The following is a 25,052-nucleotide window of genomic DNA, read 5'->3' on the forward strand; positions in this document are numbered from 1 at the left end:
GCGCTCCCGCCCGCCGCATGCACGAAGGCCCCCGCCGGATCGGCGGGGGCCTTCGTCGACCGGGGAGGAATCCCCAGGTCAGGAGCGGTAGCGGCGGGATTTGAACCCGCGGTGGCTATGAACCACACATCATTTCGAGTGATGCACCTTCGGCCGCTCGGACACGCTACCGTCGAGCAGAATAACCGCACGGACACCCTGCGTTCAAACCGGTGAGCGCCGGACGCGAGTCACATCACGTCCTCGTGAGGCGCCTCCGACCGCCCCTCGGGGGCGTGGCGGACCACGGTGACATTCCCGGTGGCGTGCAGCACCGTCGCATGGGCGGTCGAGCCGAAGCGGCCCCGGCTCAGCCCGCGATGACCGAGGACCAGCATCCGCGCACCGGCCGCCGCGTCCAGCAGCCCCTCCGCGGCGGTGCGGGCATCGAGCATCCGCGACTGCACCTCGACCCGCGCCTGGCGGGCGCGCGCCCGGGCCACGCCCTCATCGAGCAGGGCGCGGGTGCCCTTCCCTGCCTCCCAGGCCTCCCCGCCGCTGCCGTAGGGGGCGTGGGGGACGGTGCGCACGTGCACCACGCGCAGCGTCGACCCCCAGGCCGCGGCGAGGTCGGCGGCGACGTCGACCGCCTCCCCGGCGGTGTCGGAGCCGTCGTAGGCGACGAGCACCGGGCCCGCCCGGTGCTGGTCCGAGCGGATGATCGCGACGGGGCAGCCGGCGTCGTGGAGCAGCCCGCGGCTCACGGAGCCCAGCAGCGTCCCGAGCACCGCACCGAGCCCACGGGTCCCGACGACGAGCAGGTCGGCACCGGCGGAGGCCTCCTCGAGCACCTCGCGCGGCATGCCGGCGACGAGCTCGGCGGTGACGGGCACGTCGGGGTGGTGGGCGGCGATGCGCTCGGCCGCGTCGTCCAGCAGGCGGCTGGCCTGGTTGCGGGGGCCGGCGGGGTCGAGCACAGGGATGCCGGCGAGGCCCTGTCCGAGCAGCGGCCAGGTCCAGGCGTGCAGGAGGCGGATCTCGGCGCCGGTGTCATGGGCGAGCTCGGCGGCCCAGCGCACGGCGGCCATCGCGGCGCTGGTGTCGTCATATCCCACCAGGATGCTCCGAGCGGATGGCTCCATGTCCCGCACCTCCCCGTGCGACCGTGCTGTCGCCTCAGGATACGCCGTGGTCACCCGGTCAGTACAGGTCGTCGAAGTCGTCGTCGAAGCCGTCGTCGGCGCCCCAGGACCAGCGCAGGCCGAAGGTGCCGGGCCCGAAGCGCGCCTCGCTGATCTGGAGGCGGTCGCGGTGGTCCAGCCGCAGGGAGGAGACCGTCTCCCCGGCGTCCGTGCGCCGGTAGCGCTCGCAGTCCAGGGGGCGGCGGGGTCCGCGGAACTCGACCTCGAGCAGCACGTCGTTGGCGGGGCGGGGGACGGAGTACATGCTGCCGGTGACGTCGGTGGCGCTCGCGTGCATCTCGACCCGGTAGGCGAAGGTTGCGACCTGGCCGGCGTCGAGGCGCCCGTCGAGCAGGAACTCGACCCCGTAGGCGCGGCGGCGGGGCCAGGCCACGCGACGCCCGATGGTGCAGCCCTCGGTCGCAATGTAGCGGGGGGCGATGTTGGGCTCGTTCTGCCCCAGCACGTGCACCGCCGGGAGCCGGCAGGTCCCCGACTCCAGCGCACGCACGGTCATGCGGTGCTCGAAGCGCTGCACCGACTGGGTCGAGTCGATGATCGCGAGCTGGTGGATGACGCGCTCGTGCGCGTACTGCTGCGCGCTCGCGAAGCCGAGCTCCTCGAGCGCCTCCTGGAAGACCTCGCGGCTGGACGGACGCCCGACGAAGCTCATCTCCTGCACCGCGCGCCCCTGCAGCCGCGGCCCGCCGACGAGTTCCGCGAGCGAGTCCGGGGGCCGCCCGAGCAGCTCCTCCAGGGCGGCGACGACGCCGAGGGACTGGTCGCCGCCGGGCAGGCTCCGGCCCGACTGCCAGTTGCTGAGCGTCGCGACGCTCACGGGGCGGTTGCGCGCGCGCAGACGCTGGGAGATCACGGTGAGGGTCAGCCCGCTGCGCTTGATCGCCGCGCGCAGCTCAGGAGCGAACCTCCCGTGGTCATCCGTCGCCATCTCGCCTGGTCCTCCTCCGGCTGCACTCCATCGATCATCCCCCACCGCGGGTGTGCACACCCGTTTTCAGGACTTTTCACATACCTGTAAAACACTGAGCGTAGCGTCCATGGCGCATGTCACAGAACGGACGGTCAGCCGTCCCGAGAGCTCCGAGGAAGGAGAGGTTCCCCCGATGAACGGCAGCCCGGCATCCCAGGCATCCTCCGCCCTCCTTCATGTCCCCCCTCGGCGCGGTCGAGTCCGTGCGCGCGGGCGTCCCGATCACGGCGGCGCCATCGCCGCCGACCTCCTCGATCGGGTCCCGTCTCCGGAGAGCTGATCACCCGCAGTGCCCCGCCGTGGCCCCTCCGGCCGAGAACGCCACGGAATCGGGTTCCCTCCGCTTCGGCCACCCAGAGAGGAAAGCCGCTCCGATGACCGATCACCTCGTCTCCGCCGCACCGCGCCCCCCGCTGCACTCCGCGAAGACCCTCCTCGCCCCCCGCCCCGAACCCCGCACCGCGCAGCGCATCCTCTTCGGCGACACCGCCGACCTGCCCTTCCGCTGGCTGCGCAGCATCCGCACCGCCGAGGTGCGCCAGCACCTCGCCGCCGAGAACGCGCACACCGACCGCGCCACCTCCGCGCTCGCGCCGCTGCGTGCCCGCCTCGCGGAGACCCTCGAGGACGAGGTCCCGCAGGAGCTGTCGGTGCCGGTGCTGCTGGACGGCTGGTGGTACATCGACCGCACCCACCCGCTGGACGGCGTCACCTTCTCCCGCGTCCGCGACTGCGAGGCCGTGCGCGGCCCGGCCGGCGTCCCCGTCCCCGTTCCCGGGCAGCTGCTGCCCGGCGAGAGCGTGCTGGTGGAGGACTGCCGGAGGGTGCTGGGCCTCGCCCTCTCGCCCGACCACCGCCTGCTCGCCCGGGCCGAGGCCGCCGCGGGGGGCTGCCGCCTTGTGGTCACCGACGCCGAGACCGGCGTGGTCGTGGACGACTCCGTGCACGCCGCGGGGCCGGATGCCGTGTTCTCCGCGGATTCGACCGCGCTGCTCCACACCCGTCTGGACGATCTCGGGCGCCGCGCCGAGGTGCGCCGCCACGTGCTGGGCAGCGACCCCTCCACGGACCCGGTGCTGCTCGAGGAGCCCGACCACTGGTCCGAGCTCACCCTGAGCCGCTCCCGGGACGGGTCCGCCCTCATGATCCGCTCGACCTCACCGGTCGCCGCCGAGGTGTGGACGCTGGACCTCGCCGCGCCGACGGCGACGCCCGTCCAGGTTACCGACCGCCTGACCGGGAGGTCCACGGTCGTGGAGCATGCCGGCGACCGGCTGCTGCTGCTCCACGCGGACCCCGCCACCCATCGCTGCGTGCTCGCCGAGGCGCCGCTCGGGTCGGGGACGCTGCCCGGGAGCGCGACCCCCCTGCTGCACGCGCAGGAGGGCGAGAGCTTCGAGTCCGTGGAGGCCTTCGCCGGCTTCGTCGCGCTGCAGCTGCGCGTCGGCGCCCTGCCGGCGGTGCGGATGATCCCGCGCCGGGCCGACGGCTCCCTCGACGTCGGCGCCGTGCGGGAGATCGTCACCGGCGGACCGCTGGACGGGGTGCGCCTGGAGCACACCCCCGACTGGGACCAGCGCTCGATCCGCTGCCGGGTGGACAGCTTCCTCACCCCGCCGACGATGATCGGCGCGTCCCTCGACGGCGGCGACCCGTTCGTGCTGCAGCGCGTCGAGGTGCCCGGCCTCGACGCCTCGCGGTACGTCGAGAAGCGGCTGTGGGCGACCTCGCCCGACCGCACCCGCGTCCCGATCTCGCTGATCGCCCGGGCCGACGTGGTCGCCGACGGCACCGCCCCGGTGCTGCTGCACGGCCACGGCGTGTTCGGCCAGTGCCTCGACCCGCTGCTGCAGCCCGAGGTGCTCGCGCTCGCGGACCGCGGCGTCGTCGTGGCCGTCGCGCACGTGCGCGGCGGCGGCGAGCTCGGGCCGCAGTGGCACCACGACGGCCGTCGCCAGCGCCGGATGCACTCGGTGGACGACCTCGTCGCCTGCGCGGATCACCTGGTCGCCTCCGGGTGGGCGGCTCCGGACCGGATCGGCGCCGTGGCCACCGGGGCGGGTGCGATGGTCGTCGGCGCGGCCGCGAACCGGGCGCCGGAGCTGTTCCGGGCCGTGCTGGCGGAGACCCCGCTGGTGGACCCGCTGGAGACGCTGCTGGCCCCGGAGGTGATGCTCACCCTCGAGGAGTGGACCGAGTTCGGGGATCCGGCCGAGGACGAGACCGCCTACCGGACCCTGCGCGCCTGCAGCCCGGCGGAGAACATCCGCGAGACCGAGTACCCGGCCGTCTACGCGTTCACCGCGCTCGAGGGCACGGACATCCCGCCGGCCTGCGCCGCGATCTGGGTGGCGCGGCTGCGGGAGCGGGTGACCTCCGATCCTGCCGAGCGGCCGGTCCTGCTGCGCGTCGCGGACTCCCTGGAGGACGGCATGGACCTCCGCGTCGAGGGCGTCGCCTGGCTCCTGGACCAGCTGGGCGCCGCGGACCTCGAAGGATGACTAGTCTCGAGGGATGACGAGCCAGCACCCGGACGCCCCCTCCCCCGAGCGACGCCCCACCGAGCGGATCCACCACGGCGATGTCGTGGTGGATCCGTACGAGTGGATGCGCGACAAGACCGATCCCGAGGTCATCGCGTACCTCGAGTCGGAGAACGCCTACGCCGACGCCCGCACCGCGCACCTCGGCGTGCTGCGGCAGCGCCTGGTCGAGGAGTTCGTCGGCCACACGCAGGAGACGGACCTGTCGGTGCCGGTGCGTCGCGGGGACTGGTGGTACATCACCCGCACCACCGCCGGAGACGACTACCCGAGGTTCACCCGCGTGGCCGACACGGGCGCGATGCCGCAGGTCGAGCCGGGGGTGATGCTCGCGGGCGAGCAGGTGCTGCTGGACGCCCAGGCCGAGGCCGCAGGGCACGAGTTCTACTCCCTCGGCGGGCTGACTCTCTCCCCCGACCACAACCTGCTCGCCTATGCGGTGGACACCGCCGGGGACGAGCGGTTCACGCTGCGGGTCCTGGACCTCTCCGCCGGCGAGGTGCTCGACGAGTCCGTGACCGGCACCGGTTACGGCATCGCGTTCTCCACCGATCAGCAGTGGCTGTTCTACGCGCGGGTCGACGACGCCTGGCGGCAGCACCAGGTCTGGCGCCATCGGATCGGCGCCGATCCGGCCGAGGACGTGCTCGTGCTCGAGGAGGGCGACGAGCGGTTCATGATCGGCTTCGAGCGCTCCCGCGACGAGACGACCCTCGTCATCCAGTCCGCCTCCACCACGACGGCGGAGGCGTGGCTGCTGGACCTCGCCGCGCCCGAGTCCGCGCCCGTTCCCGCGGGCGGGCGGCGCGACGGCGTGGACTACGCGGTCGAGCACGCCGGGGACCGCCTGCTGGTGGTGCACAACGACGGACACACCGGCTTCGCGCTCGCGCAGGCGCCGCTGGCGACCCCGGAGCAGTGGGAGGAGCTGCTGGTCGCCGGCGAGGGCGAGCGGCTGCTGGCGGTGGAGTCCTTCGCGGGCTTCGTCGCGCTCGAGCTGCGCGCCGGCGGGCTCGCCTCGGTGCGGATCATCCCGCGGGCGGCCGACGGGTCGCTGCGGCTCGATCAGGCGGAGGACCTCACCCACGGCGGGGAGCTGGACACCGTCGAGCTCGACGCGAACCCGAACTGGGACCAGCAGGCGGTGCGCTACGAGCTCACCAGCCTGCTCACCCCGCCCACCGTCGCCGAGCGGGAGGTCGCCACCGGTGCGACCGAGATCCTGCGCGTCACGCCGGTGCCGAACTTCGACCCCTCCCTCTACGTGGAGCGGCGCGAGTGGGCGAGGGCGGCCGACGGCACCGCGATCCCGCTCAGCGTCGTCGCGCGCAGGGAGGTCGCGGCCGACGGGACCGCGCCCGGGTATCTGTACGGCTACGGCTCCTACGAGGTCTCGGTCGACCCGTCCTTCGTGCCCACGCGCCTGTCCCTGCTGGACCGGGGCGTGGTCGTCGCGATCGCGCACGTGCGCGGCGGTGGCGAGATGGGCCGGGGCTGGTACGACCACGGCAAGCTGCTGGAGAAGAAGAACTCCTTCAGCGACTTCGTCGCCGCGGCGGAGCATCTCGGCGCGAGCGGCCTCGTGGACCCGGCCCGGCTCGGGGCCGAGGGCCGCAGCGCGGGCGGGCTGCTGATGGGCGCGGTCGCGAACCTCGCCCCGGAGCGGTTCCGGGCGATCATCGCCGGGGTGCCCTTCGTGGACGCGCTGACCACGATCCTGGACCCCTCGCTGCCGCTGACCGTCGGCGAGTGGGAGGAGTGGGGCGACCCGCTGCACGACCCGTCCGTGTACGAGTACATGAAGGAGTACTCGCCCTACGAGAACGTGCAGGCGGTGGAGTACCCGGCGATCTTCGCCTCGACCTCGCTGAACGACACGCGCGTCTTCTTCGTCGAGCCCGCCAAGTGGGTCGCGCGCCTGCGCGAGACGGTCACCTCGGACCAGGCGGAGCGTCCGATCGTGTTCCGCTGCGAGATGGTCGCCGGGCACGGCGGCCGCTCGGGCCGGTACCGCAAGTGGGAGCAGCGGGCCGACGAGCTGGCCTGGCTGCTGGATCAGCTGGGGGCGACGGAGCTGCTCTGACGGACTGACGGGCCCGGTCGGGTCCTGGCCCGGCGCTCAGCTGACCAGGTACCCGCCGTCGACCGGGATCTCGGCGCCGTTGATCATCGAGGCGGCCTCCGAGGCGAGCCAGACTACGACGTCGGAGACCTCGCGGGGCCGGGCGAAGCGGGACTGCGGGATCCGGGCGAGCATCGGGGCGGCCTTGTCCGGCTGCTCGCCCCACACTTTCTGGCCCATGTCGGTGAGCACCACGGTGGGGCAGATCGAGTTGGCGCGCACGCCCCGCTCCCCCAGCTCGAGCGCGAGGGTGCGGGTGGCCATCACGAGGCCCGCCTTCGCGGTCGAGTAGGCGTAGTGCTCGGCCAGGGGGCGCAGCGCGGCGGCGGAGGCGATCGTGAGGACCACTCCGCCGCCGGAGGCCGCCATCGCCGCGCCGGCCCGCGCCGCGAGCAGGGCGGGGGCGCGCAGGTTCACCTGCAGCGTCTCGTCGAAGTGCGCGGTCGTCAGCCGCTCGACCGTCTCCGGATGGGAGAGGCCGGCGTTGTTCACCAGCACGTCCAGGCCGGCCATCAGGCTGCTCGCCTCGTCCCAGAGGTGGTCCGGGACCTTCGGATCGGCGAGGTCCGCGGCCAGGACCGCGGTGCGGACGCCGTGCTGGGCGGCCAGGCGTGCGGCGGGCGCCTCCAGGGCGGCGCCGTCTCGGGCGGTGAGCACGAGATCGGCGCCGGCCGCCGCGCAGGCGCGGGCGATGTCGGCGCCGATCCCTCGGCTCGCTCCCGTGATGAGGGCCTTCCGGCCGGACAGGGGGCGCTGCTGCTGCTCGGGGCTCATCGCCCCAGGCTACTCAGCCGGGCTGCTCAGAAGGCGGGGATGACCGAGCCGTCGGTGAAGGTCTCCTCGATGAAGGAGCGGACGTCGTCGCTGTGGAGCAGCTCGTCGAGCTTCACGAGGGCCTCGTTCTCCGCGTCGGCGGTGCGCACCACCATCATGTTCGCGTTCGGGTTGCCCTCGCCCTCCTCGATGACGATGGCCTCCTCGGAGGGGTTCAGGCCCGCCTCGAGGGCGTAGTTGCCGTTCACGACGGCGACCGCGAAGTCTGCCAGGGAGCGCGGGATCTGCGCGGCCTCGAGCTCGGTGAACTTCAGGTTCTTCGGGTTCTCGGCGATGTCGCCGGTGGTCGCCGAGGTGGGGGCGACGCCGTCGGCGAGGGTGATCACGCCGTTCGCGGCGAGCAGGTCCAGGCCGCGGCCGCGGTTGGTGGGGTCGTTCGCGATCGCGACCTCGTCCCCGTCCTGCAGCTCGTCGAGCGAGGAGAGGGTCTCGGAGTAGACGCCGAGCGGCTCGACGTGGACGCCCTCGAAGGCGTGGAAGTCGTAGCCCTTCTCCGACATCTGACCCTCGAGGAAGGCGGGGGTCTGGTAGAAGTTCGCGTCGAGGTCGCCGTCGTTCAGCGCCTGGTTGGGGAGCTGGTAGTCGGTGTACGGCTCGATCTCGAGCGCGAGGCCCGCGCCCTCGGCGAGGTTGTCCTGGACGAACTGGAGGATCTGGGCGTGCGGGGCCGGGGAGGCGCCGATGCGGATCGTGGTCACGCCGTTCTCCTCCGTCGGCCCCTCGTTGCCGCCGGCGCCGCAGGCGGCGAGGGCGAGCGCGGCGAGGCCCGCGCCGGAGGCGAGCAGAGTGGTGCGGCGGGAGATGTGGGTCATGGGCATGTCCTTCTCGACGAGGGTGGGATGAAGCAGGTCAGCGGGCCGCGGCGCGGTGGTCGACGGCGCGGGAGAGGGCGGAGCCGAGCGCCTGGACGGCGATCACGATGACCACCAGCACGACCACGGTCGCGACCATGACCACGTTGTCGTAGCTCTGGTAGCCGTTGCGGATCGCGAGGTCGCCCAGGCCCTTGCCGCCCACGGTGCCGGCCATGGCGGTGTAGCCGATGACGGCGATCGTGGTGGTGGTGAGGGAGCCGATGATGCCGGGCAGCGCCTCCGGCAGGAGGACCTGGCGGATGATCTGCCATCGGGTGGCGCCCATCATCTGCACCGCCTCGACCTTCCCGGCGGAGATCTCGCGCAGGTTGATCTCGATGAGGCGGGCGAGGAACGGGATCGCGGAGATCGCGAGCGCGAACATCGCGGCGTTCGGTCCGGTCACGCGGCCCACGATGAAGCGGGTGACGGGGATCAGCGCGATGATCAGGATGATGAACGGGAAGGACCGCCCGACGTTCACGACGAAGCCGACGATCCGGTTCACCCAGCGGGCGAGGCCGCCGCGGGCGCCGGAGGTCTCGAAGAGCAGCAGGCCCAGCGGCACCCCGATCAGGGTGGAGAACAGCATGGTCCCCACGGTCATGTACAGGGTGATCAGGGTGTTGGACCACAGGGACGTGTTCGTGTCCCAGGTGGTGAAGACGGGGTTGTCGAGCCACTCCATCATGCGGTCACCTCCTTGGCGACGACGCCGGCGCTCTCGAGCTCGGCGAGGAAGTCATCGAGCCCCTGGCGGGAGATCGGCTGTCCGGAACGGTTGCGCAGGGCGAGCTGGACCCGACCCACCTGGCGGCCGCCGATGGTCTCGATGGTGCCGGCGACGAGGGTCGCCTCGGCCTCGTACGTCTCGGCCAGACGGATCAGGTCATCTGTGGTGCGGAAGCGCTCGGAGTCGCCGTAGTCGCAGTTCACGACCAGCGCCTCGATGCCGGTAGGAGCCGGCGGCAGCGGGATCAGCTCGGCGCTGAGGGGGCCGTGCGGATCGGCGGCGACCTCGAGCAGGTCGCCGCTCTGGGTGATCCGCCCGTCCTGGAGCAGGGTGACGGTGTCGCACACCTCGCGCACCACGCCCATCTCGTGGGTGATGATCACCACCGTGATGCCGAGGCGCTCGCGGAGATCCGCGAGCAGGCGCAGGATCTGCCGGGTGGTGGTGCCGTCCAGGGCGCTGGTCGGCTCGTCGCACAGCAGCACCTTCGGCTCGGCGGCGAGGCCGCGGGCGATGCCGACGCGCTGGATCTGCCCGCCCGAGAGCTGCGCGGGGTGGTTGTGCTCGCGGCCGGTGAGCCCCACGAGCTCGACCAGCTCGGCGACGCGGCGCTCGCGCTCGGCGCGGGGCACCCCGGCGATCTCGAGCGGGTGGGCGATGTTCTGGGCGGCGGTGCGGGAGTCCAGCAGGTTCGCGTGCTGGAAGACCATCCCGATGTTCCGCCGGGCGGCGCGCAGCTGGGCGCCCTCGAGCGCGGCGATGTCGGTGCCGTCGATCTCGACCCGGCCCGAGGTGGGCTTCTCCAGCCCGGTCAGGCAGCGGATGAGCGTGGACTTGCCCGCCCCGGAGCGACCGACGATCCCGTGGATGCGGCCCGGCCCGAGGTGGAGGTCGATCCCGTCGAGCGCGACGACGGGGTCTCCGCCGCCGGGTGCGGGGAAGACCTTGCGCAGAGCGTCGAGAGTGATCACCCCGGAATTCAAGCATCGAGCGCCCCGCACGCCGAGCACGCGTTCATCTGCCGCAACAAACGTCACAGACCTGCAGGTCCCCATGTGGACGGGGTCACGCCGTGCGGTCTGACATCTGTCATGGGCGGGCCGTGAGAGACGCATCCCGGTCGATGACAGCGCGCCCTGCCGCACAGCGCCGTGCACGGGGAGGCTGGAACCATCATCCACCCGGAAGGACCCCACCCATGTTCCAGGACCTCCTCGTCCAGCTCCACGACCTCGTCTCCGACCTCGAGCCGTGGCAGCAGGTGCTCGCGCTCGTCCCCGCCGGTGCGGTCCCCTTCATCGAGAGCTATCTCGGCTCCTTCCTGGGCGCCGCCCTCGGCATCCACCCGGCCCTCGCGATCCCCGCAGCGGTGCTGGGAAATCTGGTGGCGACCTTCGTGGTGATCGCGCTGGCCGGCCGCACCCGGGACGCGATCGCCCAGGGTCGTCGGAAGCACGGGGGCCGCTCCGTCGAGGAGCCCAGCCCCTCCCGCTTCCGAGCCAAGGTCGCCGCGGCGATGGAGAAGTACGGAGTGCCCGGGGTGTGCCTGCTGGGGCCGTTCGTGGTCGCCTCGCAGATCTCCGGCCCCGCGCTGATCGCGCTCGGTGCCGAGCGTGGCCGGGTCTACCTCTGGATGGGCGTCTCGATCGTCCTGTGGGGTATCGCCTTCGGCGCCTTCGGCGGCCTGTTCCTCGCCGCGATCGGCTGAGCGGATACGCTTCGCCCCAGCTCGTCGACCATTCCTACGCCGAAGGGAGAACCGCTGTGGAGACCCGCACCGCACGCCAGTGGAGCGTGTTCTACGCCTACACGGCGTGGTCGGTCGTGCTCATCCAAGCGATCTTCCCGCTGGGCGTCCTGCTCGCGTTCGGCACCCCGGTGCCCGCGCTGCTGGCCGAGGCCCCGGCGGCGACCGCGGTGCTGATCGTGCAGATGGTGGTCGGCGCCTGGTCCGGGCACCGGGCACTTGCACTGTGGTCGGCGGCCGCACTGCCCGAGGCGCGGGACCGCTGGGACCTCCCGCAGGTGGGCAGCATCCCGGCGGACCGCTCGCTGCTCGCCACCGCAGTGCCGTCAGCCGTCATCGTGCTGCTGCAGCTGCTCGGCCTCTCCGTGGCCCCCGTGCTCGTCGCCTCGCTCACGCTGCTCGCCGCCGCGGCGCTCCTGCGATGGCGCTGGCAGATCGGGGCGGCGGTGGCGGTCGCGACGACGGTGATCGCGATGGCGTTCGGGCTCTCCGCCCCCGTCGCCTTCCCCACCGGCGCGCTGCTGCTCGCCGTGGTGCTCACGGTGCGGATCTCCCTGTGGCTGGCGGCGATGGTGCGCGAGCTCGACGACGCCCGCGAGGCGCAGGCCCAGCTCGCCGTCGCCGAGGAGCGGCTGCGCTTCGCCCGCGACCTGCACGACGTCACCGGTCGCGACCTCTCCGTGATCGCCGTGAAGACCGAGCTGGTGGCGCAGCTGGCCGAGCGCGGCGACCCCCGCGCCGCGGAGCACGGCCGGGAGGCGGCGCAGATCGCCCGCACCTCGCTCGCCGAGATCCGCTCGCTCGTGCGCGGCTACCGCGAGGCGGATCTCGCGACCGAGCTGCAGGGCACTGCATCCCTTCTGCGGTCCGCGCACGTGGAGGTCACGGTCCACGGCGCGGCCGAGGACGTTCCCGCGGCCCGGGCCGGCACCGCCGCCTGGGTGCTGCGAGAGGGCGGGACGAACATCCTGCGCCATGCCGACCCGTCGGCCGTGGAGATCACCCTCCGCGCGGACGGCGTCACGATGGTCAACGACGGCGCGCCCGAGGAGGCCGAGATCCGGGAGGGCAGCGGGTTGACCGGGATGAGGGAGCGCCTCGAGGACGAGGCGACCCTGGAGGTGCGCCGCGAGGACGGCACCTTCACCCTCGACGTCCGCTTCACCCCGACCGGAGGATCCCGATGACCGACGCCCCTGCTCGCCCGCTGCGCGTGGTGCTCGTCGACGACGAGCACCTGATCCGCTCGGCGCTCGCGACGATGCTGTCCCTCGAGGAGGACCTCGAGGTGCTCGGCGAGGCCGGGACCGTCGCCGAGGGCGCACGGCTGATCGCCGAGACCACGCCGGACGTCGCCGTGGTGGACCTGCAGCTGCCCGACGGCGACGGGCTCGACCTGTGCGAGCAGATCGCGGGGACCTCCCCCGCGACCCGCTGCCTGATCCTCACCTCGCATGCGCGGCCCGGCTATCTCAAGCGCGCCCTCGCACAGGGGGTGCTGGGCTTCCTGCCGAAGACCACCTCGGCCGAGCAACTCGCGCGCGCCGTGCGCTCGGTCGCGGGCGGGCGCCGCGCGATCGACCCGGAGCTGGCCGCGGAGACGATCTCCTCGGGCGATTCCCCGCTCACGCCGCGCGAGGCGGACGTGCTCGAGTTCGCGGCCGACGGCGCCCCGGTCGAGCAGATCGCTCGCCGCGCCCATCTGGCCCCGGGGACCGTGCGCAACTACCTCTCGAGCGCCCAGGCGAAGCTGCAGGCCGCGAACCGGCACGAGGCCGCCGCGATCGCCCGCCGCCAGGGCTGGATCTGAGACTGGCGAAGAACCCTGACCGCCGCTCGCTCACCAGATCCGCTCGAGCGAGCCGAGGCCGTCGAACACCCGATCCGCACTGATCAGCGGGATCCCCCGGCGGAGCGCCTGCGCCGCGAGCATGCGGTCGAACGGGTCCCGGTGCCCCCACGCGAGTGTGCCGCTGACCAGCGCATCAGCACTCTCGATCGGCAGGGCTTCGAAATACCCTCGTCGGAGATGCTCGCCGAAGTCCAGCACCAGGAACTCGGCCTCCGGGAGCTTGCCGATCCGCACCTTCGTGGCGATCTCCCAGGCAGTGGCGGCGGAGACCAGGACCTCCGTGTCGAGATCGGAGATCACGGCCTCCGCCGGGCTCGTCAGCTTCGACGGATCCGTCATCGCCCACAGCAGGACATGCGTGTCGGCGAGAAGGGTGTTCACTCTCCGCCCTCCCAGGCGTCCAGCTCCTCGGGAGGGAGCGCGTCGAAGAAGGAGTCGGGGAGCTCGTAGCGGAGGTAGCCGAGCGGCCTGCGCCGCGACTCCTGCGCCGGACGCTCGAGCGGCACCAGGCGTGCCACGGGTGTCGGCCCACGCGAGATCGTGATCTCGGCGCCCTCCTCGACCTCGCGCAGGAGCTCGGACAGCCGGGTCTTGGCATCCTGCACCTTGACCGTCCTGTGGTCGGGGCCTGCTGTCCCTGCTGCGCTCATGGTTCCAGCGTAGAGCCAGGCCGACCAACGCGGAAGGGATCTGGTCAACCTGGCTCGCCAGAGCTGGTCAGCTCGTGCGAGGGCCGCCTCAGCCCGCCGCGGCCTCCGCGAAGCTCGCGTCGACGATGCCGGCGATGTCCAGCGGCTCGGAGTAGGTGATCTGCTCGGCATCGATCCACACGGACTGCATGGCCTCGAGCTGATCGGGCTGCGGGGCGAGGTCGGGGAGGTAGGTGTACATCGGGGAGGCCTTCAGCACCTCGATGTCCTGGCCGAGGGTGTCGGCGAGGATCTGGTAGACCTCCTCGGTCTGCTTCCCGTCGGCCGAGAGCTCCTGGGCGCCCTTGGCGAGCGCGATGAAGAAGCCCTGCGCGAGCTCGGCGCCGACGAAGGTCTCGGAGTACATCACGCCCGTGCCGGTGGTGCCCTTCGCGGGGACCGCGAGCGGGGAGGCGATCCCGGCCTCCTCGATCGAGGAGGAGAAGGGGGCCGACGGGGTCGCCGCGTCGACGGAGCCGTTGGTGAGCGCCGGCTCCTGGTCGGGGGTGGCGAGGTTGGAGATCTCCACGTCGTTCAGGGTCAGACCGCCCTCCTCGAGCATCGCCGCGAGCAGGTAGCCGCCGGTCGCGCCGGGCCCGCCGGCCACCCCGATGGTGCGGCCCTTGAGATCGGCGACCTCGCTGATCGTGCCGTCGTCCAGGAGGTCCTGGCGCACCTCGAGCGCGGTGGGCGAGTTCTCCGGGTCGCCCGGGGAGATGCCCATGGAGCCGACGATCTTGAAGGCCACGCCCTGCTCGAGGGCGTTGAACATGCCGGCGCTGAACCCGGCGACCATCACGTCGAGCTGGTCGTTGGACAGCATCGGCACGCCGTCCTGGCCGGACTTCAGCGGGGTGAGCTCGAGGGTGATGCCCTCCTCCTCGAAGTAACCCATCGCGTCGGCGACGTACAGCGGCGCGAACAGCGCCGAGGGCAGGTGGCCCACGCGCACGGCGCCGGAGGCGGAGCCGCCGTTGGCGCCGCCGCCGGAGGAGTCCTCGCCGGTGATGGCGGAGCCGCAGGCGGTCAGGGCGCCGCCGAGGGCGGTGGCGGCGGTGAGGGAGAGAAGGGTGCGTCGTCGCATCGGTGCTCCTAGGGGTGCAGGTGGTGGATGGGAGGTGGGGTCAGCGCTCGCGGCGCCAGGGCAGCAGCAGCTTCTCGGAGCGGCTGAGGATCGTGGTGACCAGAGCGCCGATCAGTCCGATGACGACCAGGCCCACGTAGAGCTTCTCCGGGATGAACAGCTGCCAGGAGTTCCAGATCAGGTAGCCGAGCCCGGTGGTGGTCGCGCCGGTGAACTCGACGGCGGTGACCACCACGACGGCGGTGCCGGTGGCGGTCTTCAGACCGGAGAACACGAAGGGCATCGCCCCGGGCAGGATCACGTGGCGGAAGCGGGCGAGGCCCGTGGCGCCGTAGGCGGCGCCCGCCTCGAGCAGCTTCCGGTCGATCGCCCACACGCCGGAGACGGTGCTGATCTGCATGATGAAGAAGGTCGTGATGAACACGGCGATGATCTTCGGCAGCTCGGTGGGCCCGAAGATCATCAGCAGGATCGGGAAGATCGCGATCTTCGGCAGCGGGTAGAGCGCGGAGAACAGCGGGCCGAGCGCGGCGTTCAGCGCCCGGGAGGAGCCCATCAGCAGGCCGACGACGATCCCGCACAGCGCGCCGAGGCCGCCGCCGACGGCGAGGCGCATGAGGGTCGGGGCGGTGTGCTGCCACAGCTCGCCGCTCATCAGCATCTCCCCGCCGGCGGCGACGATGCGGGTGGGTGGCGGGAAGAAGCGCGGGTCGATGATCTCCACGCGGGCGCACAGCTCCCACAGCACCAGCAGCAGGATCGGCGTCGCGATCGAGAGGACCAGGTCGCGGGTGGCCAGGCGCCGGTCGCGGGCGCGCTGCTCTCGGGCGGCGACGAGGGTGCGGTGCTCGCGGTCGTCGGCCGTCGTCGTGGTGCGGGCGGCGGGTGCGGTGCTCACGCGGTCTCCTCGGCGGTGCGCGCGTCCTCGCGCAGCAGGTTCCAGATGCGCGAGCGCAGCGCCGCGTACTCGGGGTCGCGCTCGATCTCGAAGGAGCGCGGACGGTCGAAGGGGACGGTGATGTCCTCGCGGAGGGTGCCGGGACGGCCGGACATCACGATCACGCGGTCGGAGAGGACGATCGCCTCGTCGATGTCGTGGGTGACCATGAGGACGGTCTTGCGCTCGGTCTCCCACAGGGCGATGAGCTCCTCCTGCATGAGCATGCGGGTCTGGGCGTCGAGCGCGCCGAGCGGCTCGTCCATCAGCAGCACCGGGGAGCCGGTCGCGAAGGCGCGGGCGATCGCGACGCGCTGGCGCATGCCGCCGGAGAGCTGGTGGGGGTAGGAGTCGGCGAAGTCGGTCAGGCGCACCCGGGCGAGCCAGTCGTCGGCGATGCGTCGGCGCTCGGCCGTGCCGGTGCCGGTCATCCGCAGGCCGAAGGCGACGTTCTCCCGCACGGTCATCCAGGGGAAGACGCCGTGCTCCTGGAACACGAAGGCGGCGGGGATCTGATGGCCCTCGTCCGGCATCGACACGGAGCCGACCGTGCGTTCCTCGAGCCCGCCGAGGATGCGCAGGAAGGTCGACTTCCCGCAGCCGGAGGGGCCGACGATGCAGGTGAAGGAGCCGGGCTCGAGGGTCAGGGAGAAGTCCTCGAGCGCCCAGACGGGGTCGGTGCCGGAGAAGAAGACCTTCGAGACGTCCTCGGCGACGACGGCGCCGGGCGGGGCGGCGGAAGAGGCGGTGTGCATGCGTGCTCCTGGTCCCGGGTCGGGCGGCGGCGTCGGCGACCGGCGGGGACGTGCGGGGTCGATCGGTGCGGGACGGTGCGGGCGGGCCCGCAAGGCCACTGTAGACCGGCGTCTCGGAGTGCGGGCCCTCGATCTCGCACGATGGACCTCTCGGGGAGTCGCCCCCGCCCCCTTGACACCCGGGACGGGGAGGAGGACTGTGTAAACAGTTCCTTACTTAAGGAGTTGGTGACATGCAGTCTGCGGCGGATCCGCTCTCGCGGGTCTTCCACGCCCTGGCGGACCCCACCCGGCGCGCCATGATCGAGCGCCTCGCCCGGGGACCGCTGCGCGTGGGCGAGCTCGCCGAGCCCTTCGCCGTCTCCCGCCCCGCGATCAGCCAGCACCTGCGGGTGCTGGAGGAGGCAGGGCTGATCACCCGGACCCCGCAGGCGCAGTGGCGCCTGTGCACCCTCACCCCGGAGCCGCTCAAGGCGGCGACCGACTGGGTCGAGGAGCACCGACGGATCTGGTCCGGCCGCTTCGACGCCCTCGAGGACGTGCTGCGCAGCATGCCCAGCGTGCACAGCGCCGAGGGCGCGCTGGATCCCCAGGACCCGGCTCCCCAGGACGGAGACCCCTCATGACCGACGACGACATGACCACCCCCGCCTCCTTCACCCTCACCCGCACCCTCGAGGCGCCGCGAGCGCTGGTCTGGCGCGCCTGGACCGATCCCGCGCTGACGGCCCGCTGGTGGCATCCCGCCGGCGTCGAGGTCGAGACCGGCTCGGTCGCGATCGACCTGCGGGAGGGCGGGCAGTACGCCTACACGATGACCGTGGACGGGCGGCGCTGGCCGACGGCCGGCACCTATCTCGAGATCCGCGAGCCGGAGCTGCTCCGCTTCACCTGGCGCGGCCCGGAGAACGCCGACGAGGTCTCGCCGCTGGTCACGGTCGCGCTCGAGGAGCTCGGCGCCGAGCGCACCCGGATGGAGTTCACGCTCGAGCGGCGCGTGCCCGCCGAGGCCGGCGAGGACGAGGACGTACGCGACGGCTGGCGCTCCGCGCTCGACGAGGTGCTGGTGCCGCTGCTCGGCGAGCTCACCGGCGGCTCCGGTGCGGGCCGTCCGCGGATCGTGCTCGAGCAGCTCGTCTCGGCCGACGGCTTCGCGGCCGAGCCCGACGGCGGGATGCGCTTCGTGGAGGCGGTGAGCTTCGAGGACCTCGACCGCACCGACGAGCACCAGATGGAGTTCGTCGCGACGGTCGATGCGATCGTGCTGGGCCGCGTCACCTACGAGATGTTCTCCTCGTACTGGCCGACGGCGGATCCGGAGCACGACCGGCTCGCCGGGCCGATCAACGCCCTGCCCAAGCTCGTCCTCAGCGAGACCCTCGCGACCGCGCCGTGGGGCGAGGGCGAGGCGCAGATCGTGCGCGGCGGGGTGGACGCCCTGCGGGAGGCGATCGCGCCGTACGGCAGGGTCGTCGTGTGGGGCAGCCTCACGCTGTCGAGGGCGCTGCTGGCCGCGGAGCTGGTGGATCTGATCCGGCTGCGCACGGTGCCGACCTTCGTCGGCGAGGGGCTCACCTTCACCCCGCCCACCAGGGAGCCGCTCGTGGCGCGGCTCGGCGAGCAGTGGCGCTACTCCACGGGGCACGTCACCACCGAGTACCACCTGCGGGACTGAGCAGCAGCGGGGGCGGCTGCGGTACGGAGCGCGGGGGCGTCAGCGCTTCCGGCGGGCGCGGAAGAAGTCGCGCAGCAGGTCGCCGCACTCCTGCCCGCGCACCCCGGTGGTGAGCTCGACGCGGTGGTTCAGCCGCGGCTCGCGCACCAGGTCGTAGAGGGAGCCGGCCGCGCCCGCCTTGGGATCCATCGCCCCGACGACCACCCGCTGCACGCGGGAGAGCACGATCGCGCCCGCGCACATGGTGCACGGCTCGAGGGTGACGACGAGGGTGGCGCCGGTGAGGTTCCAGCGCCCCGTCGCGCGGGCCGCGGCGCGCAGGGCGAGGATCTCGGCGTGGGCGGTCGGGTCCTCGTCGGCCTCGCGGCGGTTCCCGGCGGTGGCGAGCACCTCGCCGTCGGCCCCGAGGACGACGGCGCCGATGGGCACGTCGGCGGGCTCGCGCTCGGCGGCGGCGCGGGCCTCGGCGAGCGCGAGCCCCATCAGCTCGTCGTCGGTCAGCGCGCTGTCGTCCAGAGAGGCGGTCATGGGGGTCATTGTCGCGCCTGCCCCGTCAGCGCCGCTCCCCCACCACCTCGTAGCGCGCCTCGAGGAAGGCGCCGCTGCGGCCGAGCTCGCGCAGCTCGAGGTCGAAGCGGCCTCCCATCAGGGGCCTGCCCGCGCCGAGGGTCACCGGGGCGATCGAGACGTAGACCTCGTCGAGCATCCCGGCGCGCGCGAACTCCGCCGCGAGGTCGCCGCCGCCGACGATCCACACGTCCTTCCCGTCCGCGGCCGCCTCGATCGCGGCGCGGTGCTGCGCGGGCGGTCCGGAGACCGCGGTGACGCCCTCCCGCTGCTCCATGGCGCGGTGGGTGAACAGGAAGGTGGGCTGGGTGAAGACCCAGGCGCCCTCCACGTCGCCGTCGTGCTCGAGCACCCAGTCGTAGGTGGTGCGGCCGGTGACGATCGCGCCGACCTGGGCGATGAAGGCGTCGTAGGGCAGGATGCTCTCCTCCCCGGTGGGCTGGGAGAGGAGCCAGTCGAGGCTGTCGTGCTCGTCGGCGAGGAAGCCGTCGAGCGAGGTCGCGGTGTAGAAGCGGTAGCGGGTCATGGCTGGTCTCCTGCACGCAGGATGGTTCCGCGGCGGTCGCGGTCCGGGAGACCATCCTCTCCCCTCGGTCCGACGGGCGACGCCCCGGGATGCGCTCCGGTAGATTCCCTCCCATGCGCGTTCTGGAGATCGACCACCCCCTCGTCGCCCACAAGCTGTCGGTGCTGCGCAATCGCGCCACCCATTCCTCGGTGTTCCGCCAGCTCGCCGACGAGCTGGTGACCCTGCTGGCCTACGAGGCGACCCGCAACGTCGCCGTCGCGCCGGTGGAGATCGAGACCCCGGTGACCACGATGACCGGCACCCGCCTGACCAACCCCAAGCCGATGGTCGTGCCGATCCTCCGCGCGGGCCTGGGCATGCTGGACGGTCTCACGCGCCTGCTGCCCACCGCCGAGGTGGGCTTCCTGGGCATGGTCCGCAACGACGAGACCCTCGAGGTCACCACCTACGCGAACCGTCTGCCCGACGACCTCTCCGGCCGTCAGTGCTTCGTGCTGGACCCGATGCTCGCCACCGGCCACACCCTCATCGCCTCGTGCGAATACCTCCACGAGCGCGGCGCGAAGGACATCACCTGCGTGACCCTGCTGTGCGCACCGGAGGGGCTGAAGGCGCTCGAGGAGCAGCTGGACCCCGCGATCGACCTCACCGTCGTCACCGCCGCGATCGACGAGAAGCTCGACGAGAAGGGCTACATCGTGCCCGGCCTGGGCGATGCCGGCGACCGCCTCTTCGGGGTCGTCGACTGATTTCGTGACGCCTGGGTTCTGGAAAACAATGCGTTCCTGAAATGCCCTCAGGCAATCCTTTCCTTACTGGAACGTTCTCGATATCGCTCGTACTCTCGGCGCACGTCGAGCCCTGCCGGGCCGTCACCGAGGAGGGCCCCATGACCGCCTTCGCGATGCCCCGTCTCGCCGAGTGCACCGTCACGGGCTGCTCCTACAACCCTGACGAGGCCTGCGGCGCCTTCGCCGTCACGGCCACGACCGATTCGAGCTGCGCGACCTTCATTCCACTGGACAGCAAGGGTGGGCTGAGCAAGGTCGTCTCCCAGGTCGGCGCGTGCCAGCGCGCGGACTGCGCCTTCATCCAGGACCTCGAGTGCGCGGCCGGCTCCGTGCGCATGGGCGCCAGCGCCGATGCGGCCGACTGCCTGACCTACCAGAAGCGCTGAGCGGGCGCCCCGCACACACCGCCCCGCCTCCTCAGCCGACGCGCCGCCCCCTCGGAGGGCGGCGCGTCGTGCCCGGCGCTCTCGGGCGAGTCCCCCACACGTGGCTCGCGGCCGACGAGGCGGGCACCGGCCACACCCACCGACCTCCCCCGCCCCCCGCTTCTCCGCCCCCGTCCCGGAATGTGAACAGATGCTTGCCCCTCGGGACGGGACGGGGCATCCTTCTTGCCATGACCTCGATCGCCGCGCACCGCGAGACCGCCCCCCGGGTGGTCCGCTCCGCCATGCGCGCGATGATGTTCATGATGATGATGCCGATGATGCATCGTCAGCCGAGCCTCTGAGCGCTCACGACCTCTCCGAGATCGGCTGACAGGAGCCGGCCGGAGGGCGCGGGCTCCAGGTGCCACCGGGAGCACACCCCTCACCGATCCGCCGCGGGCGTCGATCACCCAGGGATCCCGGGCCCACCGCCCGCCGCGCAGGACGCGCCGCATCTCGGAGAACTCGCATCATGACCATCGCCCTGGATCGTCCCACCACCAGCACTGTCGCCGCCCACACCCGCTCCGCCGCTCCCCGCCTGCAGCGGGTGGGCGGGACCGCCTCGCGCCCCGTCGCCACCGAGGACGCCGTCACCATCACCGTGTCGGTCTCCCTGCCCGCCGGGACCGGCGACGTCGAGGCCGCACTGATCGCCGACGAGCTGCGCACCCGGGCGCAGCGCCTGGTCGACGCCCGTGACGGCCGCACCACGGTCTCGGTGGACAGCCCCCGCCCCTTCGCCGCGACCGGCCGCGGCACGACCCGTCCCCTGCCGCCCCGCGCCCAGGGCGCCGCCGCGGTGAGCCCGCTGCGGCCGCGTCGCAAGGGGATCGTCTCCCCGAACTCGCCGGCGCGCCGTGACGCGGAGGCGGCCCGCCGCCGCCAGCTGCAGGCCACGGCCGTCAGCCCCGCGAGCCCCTCGCTGGCTCCTGAGGACTCGCTGGTCATCGACCTGTTCGGTCGCCGGGTGCGGATCGACGGACAGGACGTGGACTTCACCCACAAGGAGTTCGAGCTGCTGGCCAAGCTGGCCCGCGACTCGCGCCGCACCATCTCCCGCACCGAGCTCATGGAGTCGGTCTGGGCCGATGCGCCCGAGGACACCGGTGAGCGCACGGTCGACGTGCACGTGCGGCGTGTGCGCACCAAGCTCGGCCGCTACCGCCGCCTGATCTCGACGGTGCGCGGCGCCGGTTACCGCCTGGACCCGGGTAGCGACGTCGCGGTCCTGGGGTCCTGAGGCGCGGAGGCGCCGGGCCGGGCGGGGTCGTCCCCGCTCCGGCCCCGGCGTGCTCTGGCCGCGTCTGCTGCGCGCCGACCGGGTCTGCCGTGCTCCGGCCGGGTCGCCGGTCGCGCGTGCCGTGCGCCGGCCGCGCCGTCGGCCGTGCGGGATCGGCGCGGAACGGCCTTGGAATGCGACGAGCGGCCCGGAGCTCTCAGCCGACAGTGTCGGGGGCTCACGGACCGCTCGTCAGGCCTGTCGTCCGTCAGGGGTGGGTGCGGGCGAACAGGCTGGACGGGCTGCCACAGGTGGGGGAACCTGGCATTGTCGCCCGTCCGGCCGCTCCCCATGAGGGGGGTCTTGAGGAACGGCACATCTCTCAAATTTTCAATGTCTTCCGACGCTCGGAACACTACCAGCCGAACGCAGGGGTTTCATCCCCCGAAGACCGACTCCGTCCGTTCTTCACGTCACGCTCCCCGCTGGGGCTCGCGACGCCTTCCCGAACGACGTCGTGACACCGAGTCTAGGCCCTGGATCGCCGTCTGTAAACGCACGGGGATGCCCTGTTCTTGCAGGTGACGTGCAGGAAACATAGCTCGGGCGACACGCCGGGAAAAGGTCGAGCGATCCCCATGAAAGCGTCAAGAGACGCGGTCGGAGGGCACTTCGCGGACGCGCCACCGCCGCCCGGCCGGATGGTCGGCGCTCCGGTCGCCCTCGGAGACGACCCTGCGCTCCCACCGTGCATGCACGGTTCTCCCAGCTCAACCTCAGGGGCGATTCGTCCGAGATGCCCGATCCCCCGTGATGGGCGGCCGGAGATGGAGGGTGAGCGAGGTCGCGTCGTCGTGGCGCTTGCGCGGCGCCCGCTCCGGGTCCAGCGCGTCCTCCGCTCGCCGGATCGAGCAGATCACCGCCCGCGGATCCGCGGAGAGGGCGCGAGCGAGCGAGACGTCGTCGTGCAGCCCCAGCAGCTCCACCGCCCGGGTCACGCCGTCGCTGAGCAGATGGACGGCCGCGAGGTCCGCGAGCGGGACCCGGCCCGTCAGCGCCTCGTCCGCGGCCGCCGGCTCGTGACGGGCGACCCAGAAGCCGCCGGGGGCGTTGCGGCACGCCTCGATCGCCTCCGGGCCGCGCTCGCGGCGCACCACCTCTTCGATGCGCCGGTCGGTCAGGCGCGCGACGGAGCCGTCGCGGTGCTCCAGGAGCAGGGAGGCGTCGCAGAGCACGAGGTGCTCGAGGTGCGTCCCGGTGCGGCGCACGGCGGCGACGGTGGCCGAGGGGCCGCCCGCCTCGAGGTCGCACTCGTGCTCGTGCAGGGAGCGGACCTCGCCGATCGCGGCGGCGAGGGCGCCGGCGAGCGGGAGGGAGGGGTCCTGGGCGCGGGCGAGGAGGCGGGCGGCGAGGGTGTGGGAGAACCAGGCGACGCCGTGACGGCAGCCGGAGCGGAAGCGGGCGGGCACCCCGGCCCCGTCCAGGACCACGGCGACCTCGCCCAGCACCCCCGCCGCGTCCTCGTCCGCGCCGGGCACGGCCGGGTCGCTGAGGGACGTGATGTGCACGCCGCCACTGTAGGCGCGGGAGGGGGCCGCCGCGCCCGTAGAGTGGTCCCGGACCTCTGCCGCGGACCCCGTCCGGCGGCGCTCAGCATGGAAGGGATGACCAGATGATCGCGCAGGCGCGCATCACCTCCGAGACGACCGCCACGGTGCATCTCGCGGACGAGTCCGTCGAGGTCTCCGGGGCCGACCTCCCCGAGATCCGGGACCGGGTCAAGCAGGTCTTCATCACCTCCGCCAAGAGCGCCGACGAGGAGCTCGACGTGGTCATCGTCGAGCCCGACGTGCGTCACCACCTGCGTGTGGAGCCGAGCGGCCGGATCTCCCCGCGCGAGGCCGACGACCGCCCGCTCTTCGGCCCGGGGGCCGACGAGCCGCTGATCGCGCCGCCGCTCATGGTCACCGGGGAGCATCCCGCGGTCGACGCCGAGGGCGCTCCGGCCGCGCGTCCGCACCGTGCGCGCCGGCGCAGGGCCGCCGCGAAGCCGCCGAGCACCGTGCCGGGCTCCGCGAGCGGCGCCGCCGAGTCGACCGGGGAGCATGCGGCGGTGACGACGGGCGAGCACGCCCGCATCTCTCCGTTCGCTCCCGAGGCCGGCGACGTGACGGTGGCCGGTGTCGCACCGTCGGCGGCCGCGTCGACGACGTCCGCACCGTCGGCAGCCGCGCCCGCCTCGAGCTCCGCGGCCTCGGCCGCCTCCGCCTCCTCGGCGGCCTCCGCGCCGTCGCCCCGCTCGGCCCGCTCCGCGCCCTCGGCCGTCTCCGCCCCGTCCGCACCCTCGGCCGCCTCCGCCCCGTCCGCGCCGTCGGCCGCCTCTGCGCCCTCGGCCGTCTACGCGCCGTCGGCGCCGTCGGCCGCCCCCGCACCGTCCTCCCCCGAGGTCCCGACCCCGGCGTCGTCCGGCGCCGCGGCGTCGGCCCCCGCGGCGAAGCGGCCGCTGCCCTCGCGCGCGACGGTGCCCGCCGACGGACGCCCCACCCTGCAGGACCTGCAGTCCTCGACCGCGAAGCACCGGAAGGTGAAGGCCACCCGCGGGTTCCGCGGCTTCATCACGCGCGCCACCGGCGGGGCGATCTCGCCCGGGCCCGGGAAGAAGGAGCGCCTGGAGATCGAGCGCCTGGAGCGGATCCGTCGTCCCCTGGACGGCCCGCGGAACATCGCGGTGGTGAACCTCAAGGGCGGCGCCCACAAGACCACCGCCTCCCTCATGATCGCCGCGACCCTCGGCGTGACCCGCGGCGGCAACGTCCTGGCCTGGGACAACAACGAGACCCGCGGCACCCTCGGCTGGCGCGGCGTGCCCACCGAGCACCACCGCACGGCCGTGGACCTGCTGCACGACATCGAGACGCTCCGCTCCCCCTCGGCGAGCAACGCGGACCTCGACCCGTACGTGCGGCCCCAGGGCGAGATGCGCTTCGACATCCTCGCCTCCGACGAGGACCCGGGCTCGGCCGCGCTGATCGACGACCGCGCCTTCGGCGAGCTCGACGAGGCGCTCTCGCGCTTCTACCGCATCAAGGTGATCGACACCGGCAACAACGTACGCGCCTCGAACTGGCTGGCCGCCGTGAAGAGCGCCGACCAGCTGGTGATCATCTCGACCGTCCGCGAGGACACCTTCAACGCCGCGGCCTGGATGATCGACGAGCTGCGGGCGACGGGACTGGGCGAGCAGGTCGACCACGCGGTGACGATCCTGTCCCACTCGTCCAAGGGGAAGTTCGACCCGACGCTGCGCTCGCGCCTGCTCGCGCACTTCGGTGCGCACACCCGCGCGGTCGCCGAGGTGCCCTACGAGCAGCAGTTCGTCGACGGCACCCACCTGGACTGGAGCCGGGTCTCCAAGGCCACCAAGAAGGCCTGGCTGGACGCGACCGCGCTCATCGTCGACGGGCTGTGAGCCGTCGGGCGGTGAACGGGCGGGCCGCGAGCAGGTCGGCCGAGCGCGGACGGGCCGTGCCGGGGACGTC

General features: G+C 72.9%; 25 protein-coding genes and 1 tRNA gene. 11 read left to right on the plus strand and 15 right to left on the minus strand.

Features of this window, described 5'->3' with window-relative positions:
* Window positions 1–85: 85 nt before the first annotated feature.
* The 3 genes from A4A78_RS00500 to A4A78_RS00510 form a co-directional block, all read right to left on the minus strand.
* Window positions 86–171: transfer RNA gene (locus tag A4A78_RS00500), tRNA-Ser, on the minus strand.
* Between the two features lie 59 nt (window positions 172–230).
* A complete protein-coding gene (locus tag A4A78_RS00505) occupies window positions 231–1,121 on the minus strand; it encodes a universal stress protein (RefSeq protein WP_062946494.1) in 891 nt (296 codons plus the stop codon).
* A 58-nt stretch (window positions 1,122–1,179) separates the two neighbouring features.
* Window positions 1,180–2,109 carry a helix-turn-helix domain-containing protein gene (locus A4A78_RS00510; RefSeq protein WP_062946495.1) on the minus strand — a complete coding sequence of 310 codons (930 nt, stop codon included), beginning with the start codon at window positions 2,107–2,109 and terminating at the stop codon, window positions 1,180–1,182.
* 416 nt (window positions 2,110–2,525) lie between these two features.
* On the opposite strand from A4A78_RS00510, the gene A4A78_RS00515 reads away from it, so the two are divergent.
* Both A4A78_RS00515 and A4A78_RS00520 read left to right on the plus strand, forming a co-directional pair.
* Window positions 2,526–4,652 (plus strand): prolyl oligopeptidase family serine peptidase, encoded by a 2,127-nt coding sequence (locus A4A78_RS00515; RefSeq protein WP_062946496.1) that lies wholly within the window; start codon window positions 2,526–2,528, stop codon window positions 4,650–4,652.
* 13 nt (window positions 4,653–4,665) lie between these two features.
* Window positions 4,666–6,777 (plus strand): S9 family peptidase, encoded by a 2,112-nt coding sequence (locus A4A78_RS00520; RefSeq protein ID WP_062946497.1) that lies wholly within the window; start codon window positions 4,666–4,668, stop codon window positions 6,775–6,777.
* Between the two features lie 36 nt (window positions 6,778–6,813).
* On the opposite strand, the gene A4A78_RS00525 is transcribed toward A4A78_RS00520, so the two are convergent.
* Genes A4A78_RS00525 through A4A78_RS00540 form a run of 4 tightly spaced genes read right to left on the minus strand, consistent with a single transcriptional unit; the run spans window position 6,814 to window position 10,208 of the window.
* Window positions 6,814–7,590 (minus strand): SDR family NAD(P)-dependent oxidoreductase, encoded by a 777-nt coding sequence (locus A4A78_RS00525; protein WP_062946498.1) that lies wholly within the window; start codon window positions 7,588–7,590, stop codon window positions 6,814–6,816.
* A gap of 26 nt (window positions 7,591–7,616) precedes the next feature.
* A complete protein-coding gene (locus tag A4A78_RS00530; RefSeq protein WP_062946499.1) occupies window positions 7,617–8,462 on the minus strand; it encodes a MetQ/NlpA family ABC transporter substrate-binding protein in 846 nt (281 codons plus the stop codon).
* A gap of 37 nt (window positions 8,463–8,499) precedes the next feature.
* Window positions 8,500–9,195, minus strand: a complete 696-nt coding sequence (locus A4A78_RS00535; RefSeq protein WP_062946500.1) for a methionine ABC transporter permease — start codon at window positions 9,193–9,195, stop codon at window positions 8,500–8,502.
* Complete coding sequence (locus tag A4A78_RS00540; RefSeq protein WP_062946501.1) at window positions 9,192–10,208, minus strand: methionine ABC transporter ATP-binding protein; 1,017 nt, start codon at window positions 10,206–10,208, stop codon at window positions 9,192–9,194. The genes A4A78_RS00535 and A4A78_RS00540 overlap by 4 nt, the downstream gene beginning before the upstream one ends.
* A gap of 227 nt (window positions 10,209–10,435) precedes the next feature.
* On the opposite strand from A4A78_RS00540, the gene A4A78_RS00545 reads away from it, so the two are divergent.
* Genes A4A78_RS00545 through A4A78_RS00555 form a run of 3 tightly spaced genes read left to right on the plus strand, consistent with a single transcriptional unit; the run spans window position 10,436 to window position 12,794 of the window.
* Window positions 10,436–10,945: a hypothetical protein gene (locus A4A78_RS00545; RefSeq protein ID WP_062946502.1), complete on the plus strand. Its 510-nt coding sequence runs from the start codon at window positions 10,436–10,438 to the stop codon at window positions 10,943–10,945.
* 56 nt (window positions 10,946–11,001) lie between these two features.
* Window positions 11,002–12,171: a sensor histidine kinase gene (locus A4A78_RS00550; RefSeq protein WP_062946503.1), complete on the plus strand. Its 1,170-nt coding sequence runs from the start codon at window positions 11,002–11,004 to the stop codon at window positions 12,169–12,171.
* Window positions 12,168–12,794 (plus strand): response regulator transcription factor, encoded by a 627-nt coding sequence (locus A4A78_RS00555; protein WP_062946504.1) that lies wholly within the window; start codon window positions 12,168–12,170, stop codon window positions 12,792–12,794. The genes A4A78_RS00550 and A4A78_RS00555 overlap by 4 nt, the downstream gene beginning before the upstream one ends.
* 30 nt (window positions 12,795–12,824) lie before the next feature.
* On the opposite strand, the gene A4A78_RS00560 is transcribed toward A4A78_RS00555, so the two are convergent.
* The 5 genes from A4A78_RS00560 to A4A78_RS00580 form a co-directional block, all read right to left on the minus strand.
* Complete coding sequence (locus A4A78_RS00560) at window positions 12,825–13,217, minus strand: type II toxin-antitoxin system VapC family toxin (protein ID WP_062946505.1); 393 nt, start codon at window positions 13,215–13,217, stop codon at window positions 12,825–12,827.
* Window positions 13,214–13,486 (minus strand): type II toxin-antitoxin system Phd/YefM family antitoxin, encoded by a 273-nt coding sequence (locus A4A78_RS00565; RefSeq protein WP_062946506.1) that lies wholly within the window; start codon window positions 13,484–13,486, stop codon window positions 13,214–13,216. Before A4A78_RS00565 ends, A4A78_RS00560 begins: the two co-directional genes overlap by 4 nt.
* A gap of 88 nt (window positions 13,487–13,574) precedes the next feature.
* Complete coding sequence (locus A4A78_RS00570; protein WP_062946507.1) at window positions 13,575–14,609, minus strand: ABC transporter substrate-binding protein; 1,035 nt, start codon at window positions 14,607–14,609, stop codon at window positions 13,575–13,577.
* Between the two features lie 40 nt (window positions 14,610–14,649).
* Entirely contained in the window at window positions 14,650–15,507 is an 858-nt protein-coding gene (locus A4A78_RS00575) for an ABC transporter permease (RefSeq protein WP_062946508.1), read from the minus strand.
* A complete protein-coding gene (locus A4A78_RS00580) occupies window positions 15,504–16,301 on the minus strand; it encodes an ABC transporter ATP-binding protein (RefSeq protein ID WP_062946509.1) in 798 nt (265 codons plus the stop codon). The genes A4A78_RS00575 and A4A78_RS00580 overlap by 4 nt, the downstream gene beginning before the upstream one ends.
* 233 nt (window positions 16,302–16,534) lie before the next feature.
* On the opposite strand from A4A78_RS00580, the gene A4A78_RS00585 reads away from it, so the two are divergent.
* Complete coding sequence (locus A4A78_RS00585; protein WP_062946510.1) at window positions 16,535–16,927, plus strand: helix-turn-helix transcriptional regulator; 393 nt, start codon at window positions 16,535–16,537, stop codon at window positions 16,925–16,927.
* On the plus strand, window positions 16,924–17,976 hold the full coding sequence (locus A4A78_RS17875) for an SRPBCC domain-containing protein (protein ID WP_197466601.1): 1,053 nt from the start codon (window positions 16,924–16,926) through the stop codon (window positions 17,974–17,976). The genes A4A78_RS00585 and A4A78_RS17875 overlap by 4 nt, the downstream gene beginning before the upstream one ends.
* Window positions 17,977–18,015: 39 nt before the next feature.
* Here A4A78_RS17875 and tadA read toward each other — a convergent pair whose 3' ends face one another.
* Both tadA and A4A78_RS00600 read right to left on the minus strand, forming a co-directional pair.
* Window positions 18,016–18,504 carry a tRNA adenosine(34) deaminase TadA gene (gene tadA / locus A4A78_RS00595; RefSeq protein WP_062946511.1) on the minus strand — a complete coding sequence of 163 codons (489 nt, stop codon included), beginning with the start codon at window positions 18,502–18,504 and terminating at the stop codon, window positions 18,016–18,018.
* A 25-nt stretch (window positions 18,505–18,529) separates the two neighbouring features.
* Window positions 18,530–19,069, minus strand: coding sequence for a dihydrofolate reductase family protein (locus A4A78_RS00600; protein ID WP_062946512.1), 540 nt, complete (start codon window positions 19,067–19,069; stop codon window positions 18,530–18,532).
* Window positions 19,070–19,182: 113 nt separating this feature from the next.
* Between A4A78_RS00600 and upp the strand changes: the two genes are divergently transcribed.
* From upp to A4A78_RS00615, 3 genes are all read left to right on the plus strand, one after another.
* Window positions 19,183–19,821, plus strand: a complete 639-nt coding sequence (gene upp / locus A4A78_RS00605; RefSeq protein ID WP_062946513.1) for a uracil phosphoribosyltransferase — start codon at window positions 19,183–19,185, stop codon at window positions 19,819–19,821.
* A gap of 140 nt (window positions 19,822–19,961) precedes the next feature.
* Window positions 19,962–20,249 (plus strand): hypothetical protein, encoded by a 288-nt coding sequence (locus tag A4A78_RS00610; protein ID WP_062946514.1) that lies wholly within the window; start codon window positions 19,962–19,964, stop codon window positions 20,247–20,249.
* Window positions 20,250–20,763: 514 nt separating this feature from the next.
* Window positions 20,764–21,534 (plus strand): winged helix-turn-helix domain-containing protein, encoded by a 771-nt coding sequence (locus A4A78_RS00615; RefSeq protein WP_062946515.1) that lies wholly within the window; start codon window positions 20,764–20,766, stop codon window positions 21,532–21,534.
* A gap of 755 nt (window positions 21,535–22,289) precedes the next feature.
* Here A4A78_RS00615 and A4A78_RS00620 read toward each other — a convergent pair.
* Window positions 22,290–23,081, minus strand: a complete 792-nt coding sequence (locus A4A78_RS00620; RefSeq protein WP_062946516.1) for a protein phosphatase 2C domain-containing protein — start codon at window positions 23,079–23,081, stop codon at window positions 22,290–22,292.
* 104 nt (window positions 23,082–23,185) lie between these two features.
* Between A4A78_RS00620 and A4A78_RS00625 the strand changes: the two genes are divergently transcribed.
* Window positions 23,186–24,982: a hypothetical protein gene (locus A4A78_RS00625; protein WP_062946517.1), complete on the plus strand. Its 1,797-nt coding sequence runs from the start codon at window positions 23,186–23,188 to the stop codon at window positions 24,980–24,982.
* The last annotated feature ends 70 nt before the right edge of the window (window positions 24,983–25,052 follow it).

The organism is Brachybacterium sp. sponge (assembly GCF_001613775.1).
Taxonomy (GTDB): domain Bacteria; phylum Actinomycetota; class Actinomycetes; order Actinomycetales; family Dermabacteraceae; genus Brachybacterium; species Brachybacterium conglomeratum.